16 protein-coding genes and 1 tRNA gene are annotated in these 18,266 nt (G+C 46.5%); 9 read left to right on the top strand and 8 right to left on the bottom strand.

Annotated elements, in window-relative coordinates; translation table 11 throughout:
- Nucleotides 1-685: 685 nt before the first annotated feature.
- Nucleotides 686-1,186: a lipocalin family protein gene (locus NEPTK9_RS06875; protein WP_194848097.1), complete on the top strand. Its 501-nt coding sequence runs from the start codon at nt 686-688 to the stop codon at nt 1,184-1,186.
- Here NEPTK9_RS06875 and NEPTK9_RS06870 read toward each other — a convergent pair.
- Nucleotides 1,176-1,460, bottom strand: a complete 285-nt coding sequence (locus tag NEPTK9_RS06870; protein WP_194848096.1) for an HPr family phosphocarrier protein — start codon at nt 1,458-1,460, stop codon at nt 1,176-1,178. The two genes, NEPTK9_RS06875 and NEPTK9_RS06870, sit on opposite strands and share 11 nt — an antisense overlap.
- A gap of 32 nt (nt 1,461-1,492) precedes the next feature.
- Entirely contained in the window at nt 1,493-3,307 is a 1,815-nt protein-coding gene (gene pepF / locus NEPTK9_RS06865) for an oligoendopeptidase F (RefSeq protein WP_194848095.1), read from the bottom strand.
- 516 nt (nt 3,308-3,823) lie between these two features.
- On the opposite strand from pepF, the gene NEPTK9_RS06860 reads away from it, so the two are divergent.
- The 4 genes from NEPTK9_RS06860 to NEPTK9_RS06845 all read left to right on the top strand — a co-directional run bounded on the left by NEPTK9_RS06860 (nt 3,824) and on the right by NEPTK9_RS06845 (nt 7,956).
- Complete coding sequence (locus NEPTK9_RS06860; protein ID WP_194848094.1) at nt 3,824-4,111, top strand: co-chaperone GroES; 288 nt, start codon at nt 3,824-3,826, stop codon at nt 4,109-4,111.
- A gap of 17 nt (nt 4,112-4,128) precedes the next feature.
- The gene (gene groL, locus NEPTK9_RS06855) at nt 4,129-5,763 is read left to right on the top strand and encodes a chaperonin GroEL (protein ID WP_194848093.1); all 1,635 of its coding nucleotides are present in this window, start codon (nt 4,129-4,131) and stop codon (nt 5,761-5,763) included.
- 70 nt (nt 5,764-5,833) lie between these two features.
- A complete protein-coding gene (locus NEPTK9_RS06850) occupies nt 5,834-6,499 on the top strand; it encodes an AsmA family protein (RefSeq protein ID WP_194848092.1) in 666 nt (221 codons plus the stop codon).
- The gene (locus tag NEPTK9_RS06845) at nt 6,496-7,956 is read left to right on the top strand and encodes a peptide MFS transporter (RefSeq protein ID WP_194848091.1); all 1,461 of its coding nucleotides are present in this window, start codon (nt 6,496-6,498) and stop codon (nt 7,954-7,956) included. The genes NEPTK9_RS06850 and NEPTK9_RS06845 overlap by 4 nt, the downstream gene beginning before the upstream one ends.
- A 9-nt stretch (nt 7,957-7,965) precedes the next feature.
- Here the strand turns inward: NEPTK9_RS06845 and NEPTK9_RS06840 are convergent, their stop codons facing one another.
- On the bottom strand, nt 7,966-8,766 hold the full coding sequence (locus tag NEPTK9_RS06840) for an SDR family oxidoreductase (protein ID WP_194848090.1): 801 nt from the start codon (nt 8,764-8,766) through the stop codon (nt 7,966-7,968).
- A gap of 223 nt (nt 8,767-8,989) precedes the next feature.
- On the opposite strand from NEPTK9_RS06840, the gene NEPTK9_RS06835 reads away from it, so the two are divergent.
- Nucleotides 8,990-10,114 carry a LicD family protein gene (locus tag NEPTK9_RS06835; RefSeq protein WP_194848089.1) on the top strand — a complete coding sequence of 375 codons (1,125 nt, stop codon included), beginning with the start codon at nt 8,990-8,992 and terminating at the stop codon, nt 10,112-10,114.
- A 10-nt stretch (nt 10,115-10,124) separates the two neighbouring features.
- Here NEPTK9_RS06835 and NEPTK9_RS06830 read toward each other — a convergent pair whose 3' ends face one another.
- The 4 genes from NEPTK9_RS06830 to NEPTK9_RS06815 form a co-directional block, all read right to left on the bottom strand.
- Nucleotides 10,125-10,712, bottom strand: coding sequence for a hypothetical protein (locus tag NEPTK9_RS06830; protein ID WP_194848088.1), 588 nt, complete (start codon nt 10,710-10,712; stop codon nt 10,125-10,127).
- A gap of 15 nt (nt 10,713-10,727) precedes the next feature.
- Nucleotides 10,728-11,195, bottom strand: coding sequence for a hypothetical protein (locus tag NEPTK9_RS06825; protein WP_194848087.1), 468 nt, complete (start codon nt 11,193-11,195; stop codon nt 10,728-10,730).
- Nucleotides 11,196-11,658: 463 nt separating this feature from the next.
- Entirely contained in the window at nt 11,659-12,213 is a 555-nt protein-coding gene (locus NEPTK9_RS06820) for a hypothetical protein (protein ID WP_194848086.1), read from the bottom strand.
- A gap of 169 nt (nt 12,214-12,382) precedes the next feature.
- Nucleotides 12,383-13,483, bottom strand: a complete 1,101-nt coding sequence (locus NEPTK9_RS06815) for a Fic family protein (RefSeq protein WP_194848085.1) — start codon at nt 13,481-13,483, stop codon at nt 12,383-12,385.
- Between the two features lie 266 nt (nt 13,484-13,749).
- Between NEPTK9_RS06815 and NEPTK9_RS06810 the strand changes: the two genes are divergently transcribed.
- On the top strand, nt 13,750-15,081 hold the full coding sequence (locus tag NEPTK9_RS06810; RefSeq protein ID WP_194848084.1) for an RNA-binding domain-containing protein: 1,332 nt from the start codon (nt 13,750-13,752) through the stop codon (nt 15,079-15,081).
- A gap of 29 nt (nt 15,082-15,110) precedes the next feature.
- Here NEPTK9_RS06810 and NEPTK9_RS06805 read toward each other — a convergent pair.
- Nucleotides 15,111-15,182, bottom strand: a tRNA-Asn gene (locus NEPTK9_RS06805).
- A gap of 94 nt (nt 15,183-15,276) precedes the next feature.
- Here NEPTK9_RS06805 and recD2 point away from each other — a divergent pair.
- Nucleotides 15,277-17,436 carry an SF1B family DNA helicase RecD2 gene (gene recD2 / locus NEPTK9_RS06800; RefSeq protein ID WP_194848083.1) on the top strand — a complete coding sequence of 720 codons (2,160 nt, stop codon included), beginning with the start codon at nt 15,277-15,279 and terminating at the stop codon, nt 17,434-17,436.
- Between the two features lie 29 nt (nt 17,437-17,465).
- Nucleotides 17,466-18,194, top strand: coding sequence for a patatin-like phospholipase family protein (locus NEPTK9_RS06795; RefSeq protein ID WP_194848082.1), 729 nt, complete (start codon nt 17,466-17,468; stop codon nt 18,192-18,194).
- Nucleotides 18,195-18,266: the final 72 nt, after the last annotated feature.

Genomic DNA, 18,266 nt, shown 5'->3' with positions numbered 1-18,266 from the left:
GGGGGCAAGCCCCCCGCTGCCCCCTTGAGCTTCAATCTGGCAAGCCAAATCGCCCCTTCTCGGGGGGCCGTGCAAAGCACTGTTCCACCCCTCGTGCGGGGCGATTTTGCAGAGCCATTTTGAAGCCGCGGACAGCTCACCGCATGGTTTTTCTTCGCCTTCGGCTCCGAAGCCATGTCAGTTCGCTGGAAAGGTTTTTTTTTAGAAAACCTCGCTCATCTTTTACCAAGCAGTAAGTCTCCTTTTTTCAGTTTTTTAGCCACTTACCATATTCGCTTTGGTTTGACTTTCAGCTTAACAAAAAAAAACACTGAACCTACGCAGCTTCAGAGCCGAAGGCGAAGAAAAGCTGCGTCGTGAAGTGTCCACGGCTTCAAGATGGCTCTGCAAAATTGATCTGAACGAGGGGTGGAACAGTGCTTTGCACGGCCCCCCGAGGAAGATCGGTTTGGCTTGCCAGATTGAAGCTCAAGGGGGCAGCGGGGGCTTGCCCCCGACGTATCTTTCTTACATATACCACCGATAAATGTGCAAACTTTTTACCTGTAAAGGTGAACAAGGCCGGAAAAGATAAATCAAGATATCCCTATTTTTAGGGTTGACAGAGCACTAGATCTCCGTGTTCTCTGTGCTCCCTGTGGTTGTTAAAAAAGAAAAGTTATTTTAAGTTAAGAGGGTGAGGAAAGTGTTTTTATTTTTTATCGTTATGCAAACTCTATGTGCTCTTACTCCGATGGAACATGTCGATCTCGACCGTTATTTAGGAAAATGGCATGAAATTGCTCTAATTCCAAACTGGTTTCAGAAAAAATGCACGGGAGCCGCAACTGCTGAGTATTCTCTGATTAACGAAGAGATGATCCGCGTGGTCAACCAGTGTCCGACTAAAAAAGGGATATCAACAGCAAAAGGGGTTGCTTGGCTTCCCGATAAAAATTCCCCTGCAAAGCTGAAGGTGAGCTTTGCGCCGCTGGCGCGCTATTTTCGGTGGTTTAGCGGCAACTACTGGATCCTCTATGTCGACCCTGACTACTCAGTTGCAATGGTTGGCGAGCCCTCTTATACTTACCTCTGGTTTTTAGCGCGCACCCCAGCGATTTCTGAAGAACAGTATGAAAAGCTCATAGAAATAGCCAAGAATCAAGGCTATGACACATCTAAACTCATAAGGCCATCTAAAACTTAAAATTAAAGCGATTGCGGGAAAGAGAGATCAGAGCCTCAACGGCAGACTTAGCATCGACCCCTTCGGCTTCGATATCGATTTTTGCACCGCGGGTTGCCGCAAGCATGAGAATCCCAAGAAGTGACTTGGCATTCACATTGAGCCCTCGATAGGCAAGAAAGACCTGCGCTTTAAAGGTTTGCGCACAACGGACAAGCTCTGTTGCGGGTCGGGTATGGAGCCCTTTGTCATTCAAGACGACAAAGGAGCCTTTTTCTTTTTCATTTGCACCCATAAATTATATGGGATACCTTTCCTTTGATTTTTTCAGCAAGAAGAAAATTCCTTTTCAAACTCATCAACTAAGGTTGCGAACCGATCGATGAGCACTTGCACCGGTCCACTTTCTTTCATATTCACCCCAGCAATTTCTAACAGTTCAACGGGGTAGCGGGAGGATCCTGAAGAGAGAAATTTGAGGTAATCTTTTTGGGCAGACTCCCCTTCTTTCATCAGTTTTTCAACAAGGGCATAGGCAGCGCTAATTCCCGTTGCATATTGGTACACATAGAAGTTATAGTAGAAGTGAGGGATCCGAAGGTACTCCACATCGATTTCAGGATCGATATAAAGATCGGGGCCGTAGTACTCCTGGTTGAGTTTCCGGTAACTATTTTTAAGGGTCGTTGCGGTCAGAGGGATCCCTTTTTCTGCCAAGCTGTGAAGGGTAAGCTCAAACTCAGCGAACTGGGTTTGGCGGAAAAGGGTGGAGCGGACGTCATCGATCTTTTGGTTAAGGAGGTAACACCGTTCCTGGGGGCTTGTTGCCTTTTCCATCAGGTGGCGGAAGAGGAGCTCCTCATTAAAGGTAGAAGCAACTTCCGCTACAAAAATCGGATAATTTGCATAGTGGTAGGGCTGCCCTTTATTGCTACAGTAGGAGTGAACGCTATGCCCTGCCTCATGAGCCAAGGTCATCACATCACGCAACGTCCCATGGAAGTTCAAAAGGATATAGGGAACGCTATCGTAGCACCCACTTGAGTAGGCACCCGACCGCTTGCGGGCATTTTCATACCGGTCCACCCACCGCTCCTTACCGAGTCCCTTCTCCAGGATCCTATGATATTCCTCTCCTAAAGGATGAACCGCATCCAAAGTGAGCTGAACCGCCTCTTCATAGGTGTAGCTCTTTTCAAACTGGGGCATTAAAGAGACATAGAGGTCATAAAAATGGAGCTTGTCGTAACCGAGGAGTTTTTTTCGAAGAGATACATAACGATGCAAGGTCGAAAGGTTTTTCCGAACCGTTTCGACCAGGTTGTGGTAGACATCGGTGCTGATTTGGTGGGGGGTGAGCGCTGCATGGAGAGCTGAAGGGTAGTTCCGCGCTTTGGCTTGGAAAATATGGCGTTGCACTTGTCCATTGATCAGCTCTGAAACCGTATTTTCAAACTGCCCATACTTTTGGTGAAGGTGGAGGGCTGCATTTTTCCTTAGTGTCCGGTCTTTCGACTGAAGGTAAAGGCTATAGGTTCCATGGGTGAGCTCTCTTTCCTCCCCTTTTTCATTTTGGATCGTCCCAAACTGCAGGTCGGCATTGTTGAAAACCCCAAACGCTTTTTGTGGGGTTTCGAGAGCCTTTCCAGCAAGGGATAGGAGCTGCTCCTTATCAGCAGAAAGGGTGTAGGGTTTTAAAGCAGAAATCTTTTCAAGATAGACCTTATACTCCTTCAAAGCATCCTCTTTTAGGTAAGACTCCAAAGTCTCTTTGGGGAGTTGGAGAATCGCTGGCTGGATCCAAGCCGTTTCGCTTTGAAAGTCATAATAGAGAAGAGAGATCCGGTCATAGGCATCTTTATGGAGTTCATGGGCGACATCCTCATCGTGGCGGAGGTGGGCATAGGTGTAGAGTTCATAAAGCTTCCGCTCTACATTAAAGGTTTCCTGTAAAAGGGAGGCCAGCTTTGCTCCGTCCTCTCTGATCTTTCCTTGATATTCGGCAATCTGTGGCCAAGAACCTTTTTCCGATTTATTTTTGGTGAGCTCCTTGAACTCCTTTTCCCAAGCGTCCAGGTTGGAATAAAGGGAAGCGACATCCCAGGTATCTTCGTTTTGAACTTCGGTTCTTTCCTTTGCCATAATATCTCCTTGTTAAAGTGTTAAGCTACATGATTCCCTTTTCCCAAGCAAATAAAAATGGTTGTGGTGGTTTGTTCTAGGTAAAAACCCTGCTTTAAACCAGCTGAAAACTCCAAGGATCCATATATAGATCCGACGGAGGTTGCACCCCCCGCTGCCCCAGTTGAGTTTCAAGCGAACAGTCAAATCGGACCTTCAGTCGGGGGGCTGGGCGAAGCCCTAGACAAGCCCCTCCTTCATGCCAATTTTACAGGTCCGCCTTGAAACCGCGGACTGCTCCGGGCAGCCCTTTCCAACCTAACGGCTCTGGGCTGTCCCTTCGCAGGAGAGTTTTTCTTTTTTTTCTTCCCCAGCGAACCGACATGGCTTCGAAGCCGCAGGCGGAGAAAAGCCGTGCCGTGAGCTGTCCACTAGGCGCTATTAGCAGCTCAAAGGAAAAAGTGCTAAATTCTATTGCAAAAAATGCTTTCTCCCGCTATGCTGGGCACTACAAGACCAGTAAAAGGAGAATTTTAAATGGAAACTCAAAAAAAAGTCTCTCTTAGACCCCTCGGGGATCGCATCCTTGTTCAACGCCTAGAACAAGAAGAAACCCTCAAAGGAGGGATCATCCTCCCCGATAGCGCTAAGAAAAAACAAGAAATGGCCGAGGTCGTTGCCGTCGGAAAAGGAAAAGAGCACCCTATCCCCGTCAAAGTAGGCGATACAGTCCTCATGGATAAGTACTCCGGACAGGAAGTGACCGTTGAAGATGAAGAATTTATCGTGCTACGCGCCGATGACCTGATTGCAATTGTTGAATAAGAAGGAGAAGAAACATTATGGCACCTAAAGATATTAAGTTTAGAGAAGATGCAAGGGGCAAGATCCAAAAAGGGGTCAAAGCTTTAGCCTCTGCAGTAAAAGTTACCCTCGGCCCTAAAGGGCGCAACGTTGCGATTGATAAGTCGTTTGGCGCTCCTCATGTCACGAAAGATGGTGTAACCGTCGCTAAGGAGATCGAACTCGAAGATAAGCACGAGAACATGGGCGCTCAGATGGTCATCGAAGTGGCCAGCAAAACTGCCGACAAGGCAGGGGATGGAACTACGACAGCGACCGTCCTTGCTGAAGCGATCTACTCTGAGGGCTTGCGCAACGTCGTTGCCGGATCGAACCCGATGGAGCTCAAGCGTGGAATCGAAGAAGCGGTCAAAACCTTGACCGGCGAGCTCAAAAAAATGAGCAAAAAGATCGAAGATCGAAAAGAAATCGCTCAAGTCGCCACCATTTCTGCCAATAACGACGCTGAAATCGGTGAAACCATTGCAAAGGCAATGGAACGTGTGGGTAAAGATGGAACGGTGACCGTCGAAGAAGGAAAAGGGTTCGAAACAACGCTTGACGTCGTTGAAGGGATGAACTTCGACCGAGGTTACCTCTCCGCTTACTTCGTCACCAACCCAGAAACCCAAGAAGCGGTTTATGAAAACCCCTTTGTCCTCATCTACGAGAAAAAAATCTCTGCGATGAAAGACTTCCTTCCTGTCCTTCAAGCCGTTGCTGAAAGTGGCCGCCCACTGATCATCATCGCTGAAGATATCGAAGGAGAAGCCCTTGCAACACTCGTTGTTAATAGACTCCGCGCTGGCCTAAAGGTATGCGCTGTAAAAGCTCCTGGCTTCGGCGATCGTCGCAAAGCTGTCCTTCAAGACATCGCTGTTCTAACTGGTGGCCAGTACATCAGCGAAGACCTAGGGATGAAGCTTGAAAATGTGACCCTCGACATGCTGGGAACTGTCAAGAAAGTGGTCGTCAAAAAAGAGGACACCACCCTTGTTGAAGGAGCAGGAAAGAAAGAGGAGATCGAAAAACAGATCGCCCTTATTAAGCGGCAGATCGAAGAGAGCACCTCTGATTATGACCGGGAAAAGCTCGAAGAGCGCCTCGCAAAACTCTCTGGCGGCGTAGGAATCATCCGCGTCGGTGCTGCCACGGAAGTGGAGATGAAAGAGAAAAAAGACCGCGTTGATGATGCCCTTCAGGCAACAAAAGCCGCGGTTGAAGAGGGCATCCTCCCTGGTGGAGGAAGCGCCTTTATCCACTGTATCCCTATCCTGAAAAAACTTTCAGAAGGGATGTCAGGATGTACCAAAGTGGGCGCTGAAATCATCATGAAAGCGATCACCCATCCTTTACGCCAAATCGCTGAGAATGCGGGCGAAGAGGGTTCGATCGTCGTTCAAAAAGTGATGGGAATGAAAACCAATGAGGGATGGAATGCTCTAACTGATGAGTATGGCAACCTCGTTGAGATGGGAGTGATTGACCCGACAAAGGTCACCCGCCTCACGATCGAGCTTGCAGCATCGATCGCATCGCTTCTTCTCACCACAGAGGCGATCATCACCGATGAGCCGAAAGAGGAAGGAGCTGCAGCTCCTGCCCCTGCAATGCCAGGCGGCATGGGCTACTAAGCCTTCTCTAAAAAGCACTTCCTTCGGGAAGTGCTTTTTTTTTATCCCTAGATCCATTATCGATAAAAGTATGAAGAGACTTCTTGCTATTTTTGTCGCTGTCCTCCTAATCATCGCATCGATGACCTACATCGCCTATGCCAATGCAAGTCTCATTTTAGCCGAGCTGATCGGCCACAAAACGCAGACGACCGTCACCACCGAAGATATCACCTTCCATAGCGGATGTTTTGCCATTGAAAAGCTTCGGATTGCAAATCCAAAAGAAGCCCGCCTTCCCACAGCGATGAAAGTAGAGACGATCGATATCGAAGCCCCCTACCGCCAATATTTCTGGAACCCAATCATCATCGACAAAATTACGATGAGCGATGTCTATGTCAATATCCAGCTCTATATAAAAGATCAAACCAAGGGAAATTGGCAGACCCTCTTGAAAAATATGGGGCAAGACCACAAAAGCTTTTTCTCTGTGCAGCGAGAAGCGATCATCAAAAGGCTCATCTTTACCAATATCCAGATCGATTTGATCCTTTCCGATGGAAGGCTTCATAAACTCTCCCCCATTGAGCGTCTTGAGTTTGATGATGTCACCTCCGACAAGGGAATCCCAACTCAAGAGATTTCAGAGATCATCATGCAGAAAATGATGCACTCGATCTTCATTCAACAAGGGCTAAAAGCGATTATTGAAGCCCCAGCAACTGTGATTAAAGGAGTCCTTCCGTTCTTATGAGCTTGAACCAGCAGCAAAAGCGGGGGACACGGACCCTCTTTTTTATCCAAATCTTTTCCACCTTAAGCTTTAGCGTCCTCTACTCCACTCTTGTTCTCTATGCCACGAAGGGGCTAAGCTTAAGTGCCAGCACTGCGATTGCCATCACAGGCTCATTCGTTGCTTTTAACTTTTTCCTCCACCTTTTAGGGGGCTATATTGGGGGGCGCTTTTTAAGCTACCGCCTTTTGTTTGCCACAGGGATGATCATTCAAACCCTTGGGTGTTTCGTTTTAGCTTTGATGAGTCTAGAGTCTCTCTATTGGGGGCTGGCGATTTTTCTAACAGGGTGTGGCCTGAATGTCACCTGTATCAACTGTATGGTCACCCAACTTTTCGAGCCCCATGATAAAAATCGGGAGACCGCTTTTCTTTGGAACTACAGCGGGATGAATATCGGTTTTTTGATCGGGTTTACCCTCAGCGGGCTATTACAACTTCATCAAAATTACCCCCTCCTCTTTGTATTTGCAGCTGGGAGTAATCTAGTCACCTTCTTGATTGCTCTTGCGGGATGGAGTGTCCTTAAAGATGTTGGAACCCACCTCAGCTATGCGGCAAAAAGTAAAAAATTTCGACTCGGACTGATTGGAATGGGTTTCATTATTGCCCTTGCTTTTGCTCTCCGATGGCTCCTAAACCACTCCCACTTTAGCAACGAGTTTATCTTGATTGCAGGAGCCTTGATGCTCCTTGTGATCTGCGGCATCACTTTCCAAGAGCGGGTGAAAGAAGCGCGAAAAAAACTCTGGGCCTTTATGGTCCTAGCCCTTGCCTCTCTCATTTTTTGGACTCTCTACCAGATGACTCCAATGGGGCTGACCCTCTTTATCCTCCATAATGTCGACCGTCATATCTTAGGGTTTGAGGTTCCCCCTCAGTGGTTCATGAATATCAATACAATCATCATCATTATCGGAGGTCCCCTCCTTGCTCATATCTCTAAAAAGCTCCGCGCTAAAGGACATATCATCCGGATCCCTGTCCAATTCGCCTTGGCTCTAATTTTGATCGGGATAGGGTTTGCGATCCTCCCTCTCGGAATTCACTTTGCAACCGCTAAGGGAATTTCTTCTTTTTCCTGGGTGGCGGTGAGTTACATCTTTCAAAGCGTCGGAGAAATCCTCATCTCTCCCATTGGTTTTGCCATGATTGGACAGCTTGTCCCCTCAAAGCTCCAGGGAGTGATGATGGGGACTTGGCTCATGATCGTCGGGGTAGCGGCGACGCTTGCCAACCACTTCTCCCAGATGAGTTTCAAACAAAAAGAGCTTCTTGATCCTCTTCAAACAAATCCCTCCTTCTCTGATACCTTCAACCTCCTTGGCTGGGGTGCTTGCTTAGCAGGGGTGATCCTCTTTTTTCTCTACCCCTTTCTAAGGAAGTTGATTCAAGAAAAAGGACCCCCATCCTTATAACAACCCCGACTAACCATTTGTGGTAAAGCCCGGGAAAAGGGTCATCCCCCCATCGACAAAAAGACTCGTCCCATTGATATAATCAGAAAGGTCTGAAGCAAGCCACACTGCGGCATTGCCGATATCTTCGATCTCTCCGATCCGCTTGTAGGGAACGACATTCATGAGCTCGTTGAGTGCTTCAGGGGTCTCCCAGGCCTCTTTATTGATGGGAGTTCGGATCGCCCCAGGACAGATACTATTGATCCGGATCTTTTTGGGAGCATGCTCTTGAGCCATACTTTTCATCAGCATCATAATTCCCCCCTTGGAGGCGGCATAGTTAGCATGCCCAGCCCAAGGAATCATCTCATGAACCGAGCTCATACAGATGATCTTTCCCGCGGCGCACGAGACCTCTTTGACAACGCCGCGACGTAAAAATTCGCGGATCGCTTCTCGGGCGCAAAGAAATTGCCCCGTGAGATTAATCCCGATCACCTTGTTCCATTTTTCAAGGGTCATATCGACAAAGGGAGAGTCTTGCTGAAGGCCTGCATTGTTGACCAGGATATCGACCGTCCCCCACTCTTTGATGAGAAGCTGAAACATCGCCTGCACCTCTTCTTCATTGGAAACATCTGCCTTTGCAACAAGAACCTTTCCTCCAAACTTCGAGACCTCTTCAGCAACAGCATCTGCTTTATCTTTCGACCCTGCGTAGTTGATCATCACATCGGCTCCCGCTTTGGCAAGAGCGATCGCCACCCCCTTTCCAATCCCTGAGCTAGATCCTGTGACTAATGCTTTTTGACCTTTGAGCAACTCCATAAAATTCTCCTTTTCCTTCCTCATACCCCGGAGCGCTACCTACTGTCAAACGCTTGAATTTTTCTTTTCCTCCAGGTTCAGAGGGGCAAAATGCCCCCTTGAAGCTAAAAAAAAATCGAAAACCCCCTCATTTGGCATTAGGTAGCACTCCGGGGTCATACAGAAGACACCATGCTTTGTAAACCCTGTACTAAAAATTGGTAATAGGTTAAATAGGAGAGGCATGACGATTATCGATGCCTTTCCAAAGATCTGTAAGGTCTTCCCTGGAGTAACTGCCGCTTTGATCCACTTTGGGATGTCCCTCGTCGGTTATTACCACATTTTCTGTGAAAGTCCTTGGATCAATACCTCCTTTGAAGAGGCGCGGGGACTGGAAAAAATGGCAAACGTTTTCCTGATGCCTGCCCACTACCTTTGTGAAGGAAGAACGGTCTCCTATGATGGGGAGGAATTTAGGGTCAAGCAACGGTTTCAGTATGAGACAGGGAAGAAAATTTATTCTCCGATCGCCCTCACCTTTTTTACCCCTGGGCTTATCTTGGGTGCAGCCTGTAAAAAGGTCGCCCTTTTATCCCCTGAAGTGGCCTTTCGCCATAAAATGCTTAAAAAAGAGCTTCGATCCAAAAAAATCTCCTCTAAAAACGACTATTACTGCTCAATTGGGATCCCGATTAATGACTGGAGAGAAGGAGAAAAACTGATTTCCCAAGGATATAAAAGGCGGCCCGGTGACGAAAATGTTCTCCTTCCTGACAAGGAGGCCCTTAAGGAAATCGTTACCCTTCTTACCGAAGCAAACATCCCCTTTTGGATCGACTGCGGCACTTGCATTGGCACCTTCCGCTATGAGGGGATCCTACCCTGGGACAATGACATTGACATTGCCGTCCTTATTGATGATTTTCAAAATGTGAGACATGCACTCAGGCGGCTCAATCGAAAAAAATATGTCGCGCAAGATTGGTCCGACCGCGGAAGAGCTGAGACCTACATTCGGGTCTATATCAAAGAAAGTCGGAACCATATCGACATCTACCACAACGATATCGACATCGAAAATAAAACGGTTCAATATATCGTTGCCCATGAAAATAGCCCCTTCATGGCAAACGATTGGAAAGAGCGGGAGCGCAGACAAACTTCACCGATCCCTTTCGACGTGGTTTTCCCCTTAAAGCGGGGGAACTTTGATGGGATTGCAGTACCAGTTCCCAACCAAACAGCCCGCTTTATTCAGGCCAAGTATGGCCCCAACATCAACCCTCCCTGGATCTATAATGAAGAGACGGGGTCCTATGAAAAAGACCTTTCCCACCCCTACTGGGAAACGCCTCTTGCTCATTAGTGTCTAGTCACTAACGGACAACTGAAAGACCTATCGTTTTATGTTGACCTGTTTCCTCTTCGAGAAGGCTGATATCAAAGATCGGTGCAAACTGCGCTTTTGGAACAAAGATGAGCGTCTTCACAAAAGCCTTGGGAGGAATGATAAAATGCTCTCTTGCTTTTGCATAGAAATCTCTATCGAGAGCAGCGTTGGCATTCGAAGACTTAACGCCATCGACAACCGCTGGAATAAGCATCCCTATGAGGGTGTATCCAACAACACGCCCGGCCGTAGAGGTATGGACACTATCGGCAACCTCTTCAGGACTAGCGCATGGAATGCTGATCTCATTCGTGGAAAAAATGTAGTGTTTATCGGTGGTGTTTTGGAAGGTCAGCTGAATCGGCTGATACCCTTTTGCTAAGACATCACGGTCTAGATAGCGGTAACATTCATCTTTCGTGTAGGCTTTACACCCAATCATCACCCCATCAATTTCTGGATAGTTCCTCACATAGGTAGGATCAAGGGCAGAAAGAGAGTTAGATTGATAAGAGGCGCACCCTGTCAAAAGCAGGGCAGAGGCTAAACCTAAAGAAAGACAAATTTTTTTCATTTAGAAACTCCATTATTATTCTACATTCAGCTTATCTTTATCCTCTATTTTTTGTCGAAGCGAATTCCTACTAAATGTTAAGCCAACGCGCCCTCCGATCTCTTTATCCAGCCCATAACCAGGAAGATAGTCTGAGGTTTTACCCCCAATTTCGGTAAAAAGGGCCAGATGGGAAAAAATACTCAAGGTGCTTCTCGTCAATAGAGCTGCTCCCCACCTTCTTTTATTGAGGACAGGGCGGAAAACATCTTCTTCTCTCTCAAGCTCCCCTACCGTTGCCGAAGAGACAAAGACATTTTGGTTCCATCCATCCAAGCGGAAACCGATACTTCCCCTTTTTCCTGAAAAGAAGTGGTCATAGCCAAAACCCGCACCAAAACTGCGCATTCCCCCTTTAAAGTAAAAGTAGAGGAGCTTTCCACCAACCGAGAAGAAGTTTTCAAAATAAGCTTCAGGAGCATAAGGGGCATAAGCGATCCGCACATTGGGAAGTTACTTGAGGTCTTCCACTAGAGAAATCATCGGGAAGGCCCATGGTTTTCCCATAGCGATGTAATAGTAAAAAGCGTAGTAGGCATAAAAGGTCATGGGGTCGAGCCAATTAAAGATCGACCACCGCGTGAGCTTGCCGGTTGTAAGCTGATGGTCTCTATAAGAAGCATTGTCAACTACTCCTTCCTAAAGGAAGAAGCTTGCAACTAGAGAGAAAACCATATGGACAAACCGAGATTTTCTAATCACTGCTACCTTAGCCTTAAACTAGGGTCTTTGCTCTGTTCCCTAAGGCCGTTTCGCCTGTTGACGTCAGTGGGAGCACACTTACCAAACTTAGTGGACGGCGATACGAGAGACAGAATCACATCTCCTATTAAGCGACTACCCCATTGCTGGAATATGGCAGACTCTCGTAGAGCAACCCCCAATGTACCAAAAAATAAGAAAAAACTTAAACAAAAAAGGAGCGACGCTTCCTCTCCTCCCTAAAGGAAGGGGTATCCGCGTCGATATTTTGATGAAGTTTCAGGTAGGCTTCAATATCATTTCCATCAGAAGCCTCATCCCCTTTAAGGCGTACTCTATGAGTGATTAAGGTGTACCAAAAAAGAGACTGCGCCGCTTGTGTATAGGTGGTACTGAGTCGTCCATCGATTTCTCCCTGCCCGATCCACTGCACTTTCAAATCGCGCGCTAGAATTCCTCCCGCTTCAAGACCGGCAACAACCATTGCTTGAAGATTCCCCACACGAAAGGAAGGGCCTACGTTAAATGAGGTCCATCCTCCCCAAGGGCTGACCATGTATCCCTTTGGTCTCACCCCCAGCTCTCTTAAGCGGTAGCCATGGCCAAAAACCTCATGCTGAGTCACCGCCACTACCATATTGACATTATACCAAAAAAGAAACTGCGCTAAGCCCCGTCTCCATACCCTAGCTGTCGTACCTTGCTTCCCTCCCTTAGAGGCCATCGCATCTACGCTCCAAATCAGAGATTCTTGAGCCAAGGTCAAATCCGACGATCCCGCATAGGGAGAAAAATAGGGGTCGACCATCAACGTCTGTGCGCTAAATAAACTTCCCGTGCAAAAAAGTATTAATAAATTAAAAATCCGCTTTATATAACTAAAAAGTTATATAGACCAAGCGAATTAATTGGAAGGAAAAAAATGGAGGTTAATCCCGAGGCGAAATATTCAGAAAGTACCGGGTATGGCGAAGTTCCCCAGTTTTTACTAAAGCTCCTTTCTGAACCAAATCAGCTAAATCCCGTGTAGCAGTAGCTCTAGAGACTTGAGTAATTGCAATATAGTTTTCAGCGCTCAGTCCCCCTTTAAAGCCCATGGGGCCTTCTGCAAACATCCTTAAAAGAACCTTTTCTTGTCGTGCATTGATTTTCTCTGAAAGGGCTATGAGCATCTTAGCCTTTTCAATAAGAAAATAAAGAAGATCGACCGATTCTTTTTGTGCCAATAAAGCCGACTTAGAAAAGAACTCTACCCAATCTTGCACCTCTAAGCTTTCATTACATTTCCCTAGCTCAAGATAATAGTCTTTTCTTCCCCTTTCAAAAACTTTAGAAATTGCAATTAAGACAGATCGCCCGACTCCTTGAGAAAACACCTTTTCAATGAGAAGACGTCCAATCCTTCCGTTACCATCTTCAAATGGGTGAATACTTTCAAAATAAATATGAGCAACCGCAGCTCTCCCTAAAATCGATTCTGTTTCTCGAGAATGATTAAACCAATCAATAAAGGCTTCCATTTCATCAAAAACTTGAGCTGAAGGGGGCGCTTCGAAAAAAACCTTGGGAACCCAATTACGAGCAGAAATAATTTGCATGGGCGCACTATGGGTCCGATATTTTCCCAGGTCATGAATCAAAGTTTTCCCATCAAATAGCGTCCCATGCCACTTCCAAAGCATCTCATGGGTCAGTGGAGCCTCAAACGTCTCATAAACATTAACTAAAAGCTCTGCCACTCGAGCCTCCTTATACCCATCTTTTATTTTCTTACCATCTAATCCGAAATGGTGCTTAATCGACGATTGCAAACTCGCTCGATCAAGAATTTCCCCTTCAATTCGAGAGCTTTCTAATCCTTCTAAACTCAAAATCTCAACGATAAATCGATTACAATCTTCTTCTCCAAGGCTTTTCAAAAAACCTGAGGCGCTACCGATATTTAAAAGAAATTCCTTCTCAGCTTCCCGTATAGCATCAGAATCAAAAGAGAATTGGGGCCAGTCAGGCAATTCCCAGTTCCAAGGCATGAGTGATAGACCTCCTTTCTATAACTCACATTTAGCACAAAAATGAGTTATAGAGCAAGATCCTATAACTCATTTTACCCTAAGTCATTAACAATATATCGCTTAAAAGGCTCTTCTGTCCGGTGTTTATAGTAGCAGGACTCCCCCGCAGCCCCTCCATAGGGAGAGTCGGCTGTAAGCTCAGAAAATGAATTAATCCGAATTTTACATAAATGGGACGATTTGGTATGATTTAAATAAGTTGGTACGAATAGAGGCGCTAATCAATGAAGCTATTTTTTCAGGAGAGAGAATCAAAAGTTATTGAATTCAAATCAACAGTGCAGCGATTTGAAGCGATTATTAAAACATCTGTGGCATTTGCCAATGGAATTGGAGGTAAAATTATTATTGGTGTTGATGACCAGACTAGAGAAATTCTAGGGATCACCGATAATCTCAGGGATAAAATATACGATGATTTTCCTAATAGCCTTTACGATTCAACCAGCCCAAACCTAATTCCACAGATTTATGAACAACGAATTGGGAACAAGGAGGTATTGATCATTGAAATACCCCCTGCTTTAAAAAAACCATGTTTTTTGCGTAGCAAAGGGATCCCAAAAGGTGTTTATATACGTATTGGCTCGTCAACTCGCTCCGCTAATCCAGAGTATATTTCAGAGTTAATGAGAGAAAATCGACGTCTCTCATTTGATGAGCAGGTAGTTCAAGAAGATTTGAAAGTTTTATCAGATTCATTATTAAAAGACTATTATAAGAAGAAATCTAAAGAAGCCCTTTTAGAAGATAAAGTAATTGGAAGATCTTGTGGCAATGCCGAAGTTTTCTATCCAACTGTTGCAGGAATATTACTTTTTTCTGAGAACCCCAATAAATACTTACCTGAAGCACATGTAATTTGCACCCGTTTTTCAGGGAAAAACGGAAGAGAGATTATACAAACTGAAGAAATCTCCGGCTCCATAGCAAAGCAAATTGAAGTAAGCTTTAATTTAGTTAGCAGTTGGATAAAACGAAACTATGTTCTTGAAGGTGCCAGAATGAAAGCGCATTCATTAGTTCCAGCGCCAGCTCTTAGAGAAGCTATAACAAATGCTGTTGTACATCGGAAATATACTATCCATGGGGCAACAAAAATTGCTCTTTATGATGATCATTTAGAAATTTTTAGTCCTGGCAATTTTCCAGGACATGTCAATATCAATAACTTAGGTGAAGGAATAACACATTTAAGAAATCCGATCCTCGGCAGAATGGCTCATAAGATGGGGATTATTGAAAAGTTAGGTTCAGGGATTAAGTTGATTTTTGATAGCTGCCGTGCTTCAAAAATTGTTCCACCAACTTTTTCTGAAGACGGGGATTACGTCAAGGTGAAATTTGAATTTAAGATCGTAAAAAATAGGGGAAAGCCTGACGAAGAAATATTGATGGATTTGTTCAAAGTAAAGTTAACCCTTACTATTCATGAGATGATTGATCACTTAGGTCTTTCCAAAAATACGACCTTTAAAGTTTTACATTGCTTGATCGATCAAGGATTGGTCAAGCGTATCGGTAAAGGAAAAAACACTCGATACAGTTTAAGATAATAAAAAAGCCCCTCGAACGAGGGGCTGATCTCCGGATGCTGGATTCGAACCAGCGACCAATAGATTAACAGTCTACTGCTCTACCGCTGAGCTAATCCGGAATAAGAATTAATCTTACCTAGAAGAAGGTTTTTATTCAAGGTGTACAAAGAATTTTGTGTTCAAATGGAGATGTTTGCGGTAAGATGACTTCCTATGGATCAGTTGAACGGCTTTATCGACACCATCGTCTTTGCAAGTGAAGAAACGGGGTTTACCGTTGCCCGTTTAAAAGCGCCCAAGCACCAGGAGCCTATCACAGTGGTGGGAACGATGCCAGGAGTCAATCCTGGAGAAACCCTCCATTGCCAAGGGGTGTGGAAGCACCATGCAAAGCATGGGCGGCAGTTTGAGGTGCAGCAGTATGAACTCACCGCTCCTGTCGATGTGATTGGCATCCAAAAATATCTGGAATCGGGAATGGTCAAGGGGGTAGGCCCCGTCTATGCCAAGCGGATCGTCGATACCTTCGGCGTTAAAACCCTTGAAGTGATCGATAAAGAGACCCACCGCCTCGCCGAGGTGGAGGGTCTCGGCGCCAAGCGGGTGGAGAAGATTGCCCAGTGTTGGAGCGAACAAAAATCGGTCCGCAATGTGATGATCTTTTTACAATCGCACCGGGTCCGTCCCTCCTTTGCCCAAAAGATTTTTAAGCGCTACGGCGAAGAAAGTATCGATACAGTTAAAAACAACCCCTACACCCTTGCCAGAGAGATCCGTGGAGTCGGCTTTAAAACGGCCGATGAGCTTGCCCAAAATCTCGGAATTGCCAAAGACTCCCCCATCCGGATCAAGGCGGGGATCGAATATGTCCTCTGGGAGCTGAGTAGCAGCGGCCATGTCTGCTACCCCAAAGAGAGCTTTATCCCAGAAGCAGAGGCGATCCTTGAAATAGAAGGACCTCTGATCGCCGAGCAGCTCACCGCCCTTGAGCTGGAAGGGCACATCATGCAAGAAAAGCTCAAGGGTGAGGACTACATTTGGGTCCGCCCCCTCTACAATGCCGAATGGGGGGTCACCCGCGAGCTCAAAAGACTCCAAGAAGCTCCTTGCAAAATCCGCCCCGTCCTTGTTGAAAAGGCGGTCGGGTGGGCAGAGGAAAAACACCGGATCCGCTTTGCTAAAGAGCAAAAGGTGGCCATTGCCAAAAGCCTAGAGGAAAAAATCCATATCATCACTGGAGGGCCAGGAACAGGGAAGAGCACCATTACCCGCGCCATCCTTTCCATCACCTCGAAGGTGACCGACAAGATTACCCTCGCCGCCCCCACAGGACGGGCTGCAAAGCGGATGACCGAGATCACCGGAAAAAAAGCCTTTACGATCCATAGCTTGCTGGAGTTTGATTTTCACGAAGGGGGCTTTAAGCGGAATCGAGACAACCCCCTCTCTGCCCGCCTCCTCATCATCGACGAAGCCAGTATGATCGATACCCTCCTGATGTACAATCTGCTCAAGGCTATTCCCGACGATACCCGGGTCATTTTTATTGGAGATATCGACCAGCTTCCCAGTGTGGGTCCAGGCAACGTTTTAAAAGATATGATCTTTTCCGAGACCCTTCCTGTCACCCGCCTTAAGTGGATCTTCCGTCAAGGAAAGGGGTCCCGCATCGTCGCCAATGCCCACCGGATCAATGCTGGCTACTTCCCCGAAACCGAGCACGAAAAAGGGAGCGACTTTATCTTCTTCGATGCCGAGTCCCCCGAAGAGATTTTGGCAAAAATCATCGACCTGATCGAGCACCACATCCCCGAAAAATTCCCCTTCAATCCGATCGATGATATCCAGGTCCTCTCCCCCATGAAGCGGGGGGTAATCGGGACCGATAACCTCAACCATGCCCTTCAACAGCGCCTCAACCCCCAATCGCTCCACCTGACCCGGATGGGACGCCACTTTAATCTCCATGATAAGGTGATGCAAACCCGGAATAACTATGATAAAAAAGTCTTTAATGGAGATGTGGGGCGAATTACTTCCATCGATCTAGAAGCTCAGGAGCTCACCGTTAACTTCGATGGGAAAGAGGTCATCTATGACTTTTATGACATCGACGAACTGATGCTTGCCTATGCCGTCTCGATCCACAAATATCAAGGGAGCGAGTGCCCCTGCGTGATCATCCCGGTCCACACCTCTCACTTTAAGCTCCTGTTCCGCAACCTTCTCTACACCGGGATCACCCGAGGGAAAAAACTCGTCGTCCTCCTGGGAACCAAAAAAGCCTTGGCGATTGCGGTCAAAACCGACAACGTGAAGACGCGCCACACAGGTCTTCAACATTTTCTTTCAAGAGAAACAGCCACTGTCTAAATTCATTGATTTATGCTACATTTACCCTCATGGGATATGTCTTATTTATTTTAACCCTCTTTTGCGTTGGGTGTACATCGCTCAAGCTCTCCCAGGCAAAGCCTGAACCCATTCCCCAATTTCAAGGGGTCAAAAAGCCGGTCAAAGTGGCTCTTGTTCTTGGAGGAGGCGGTTCGAAGGGGATCGCCCATATTGGGGTGCTGCAGGAGCTAGAGCAAGCTGGGATCCACCCCGATCTGATCATTGGTTGCAGCTCCGGAGCAATCATTGGCTCCCTCTATGCCGACCACCCTAGCGTTGTCCGTCTTGAAGAACTTCTTATTGACCTAAAGCGCTCAGACCTTATGGATATTTCCTTTTCCCGCTTCGGGCTGACCAAAGGAACCATGCTGGAAACATTCCTTGAAAAACATTTAGAAGCCTTTCAATTTCATCAGCTGAAAATTCCCTTTATTGCCGTTGCAGCCGATCTTGCAACAGGTGAGCTTATTGAGCTCGGAAGAGGGCCGATTATTCCTGCTATCCATGCCTCTTCAGCGGCTCCGGGAGTATTTAATCCTGTCTACTATCTTGGCCGTTACCTCGTTGATGGAGGAGTGGTCAACCCGATCCCTGTCAATATTGCTAAAAAATATGGCGCTGAAGTTGTCATTGCTGTCGACATTGGGGAGGAACTCACCAAAAAAGACCCTTCCAACCTTTTTGCAATTGCCGAGAGAAGCCTCTACATCGGCCTTGTTCACCTTTTCGCATTGTGACAAGAAGCTGTCACAACAAGTTGTCTCTCAAAGAGAAGAGACCATCTCTACAGTGAGATGAATCTAGGGTTC

Source organism: Candidatus Neptunochlamydia vexilliferae (assembly GCF_015356785.1).
In the GTDB taxonomy this organism is placed as follows: Bacteria; Chlamydiota; Chlamydiia; order Chlamydiales; family Simkaniaceae; genus Neptunichlamydia; species Neptunichlamydia vexilliferae.
This window is presented reverse-complemented; position numbering and strand designations above follow the sequence as displayed.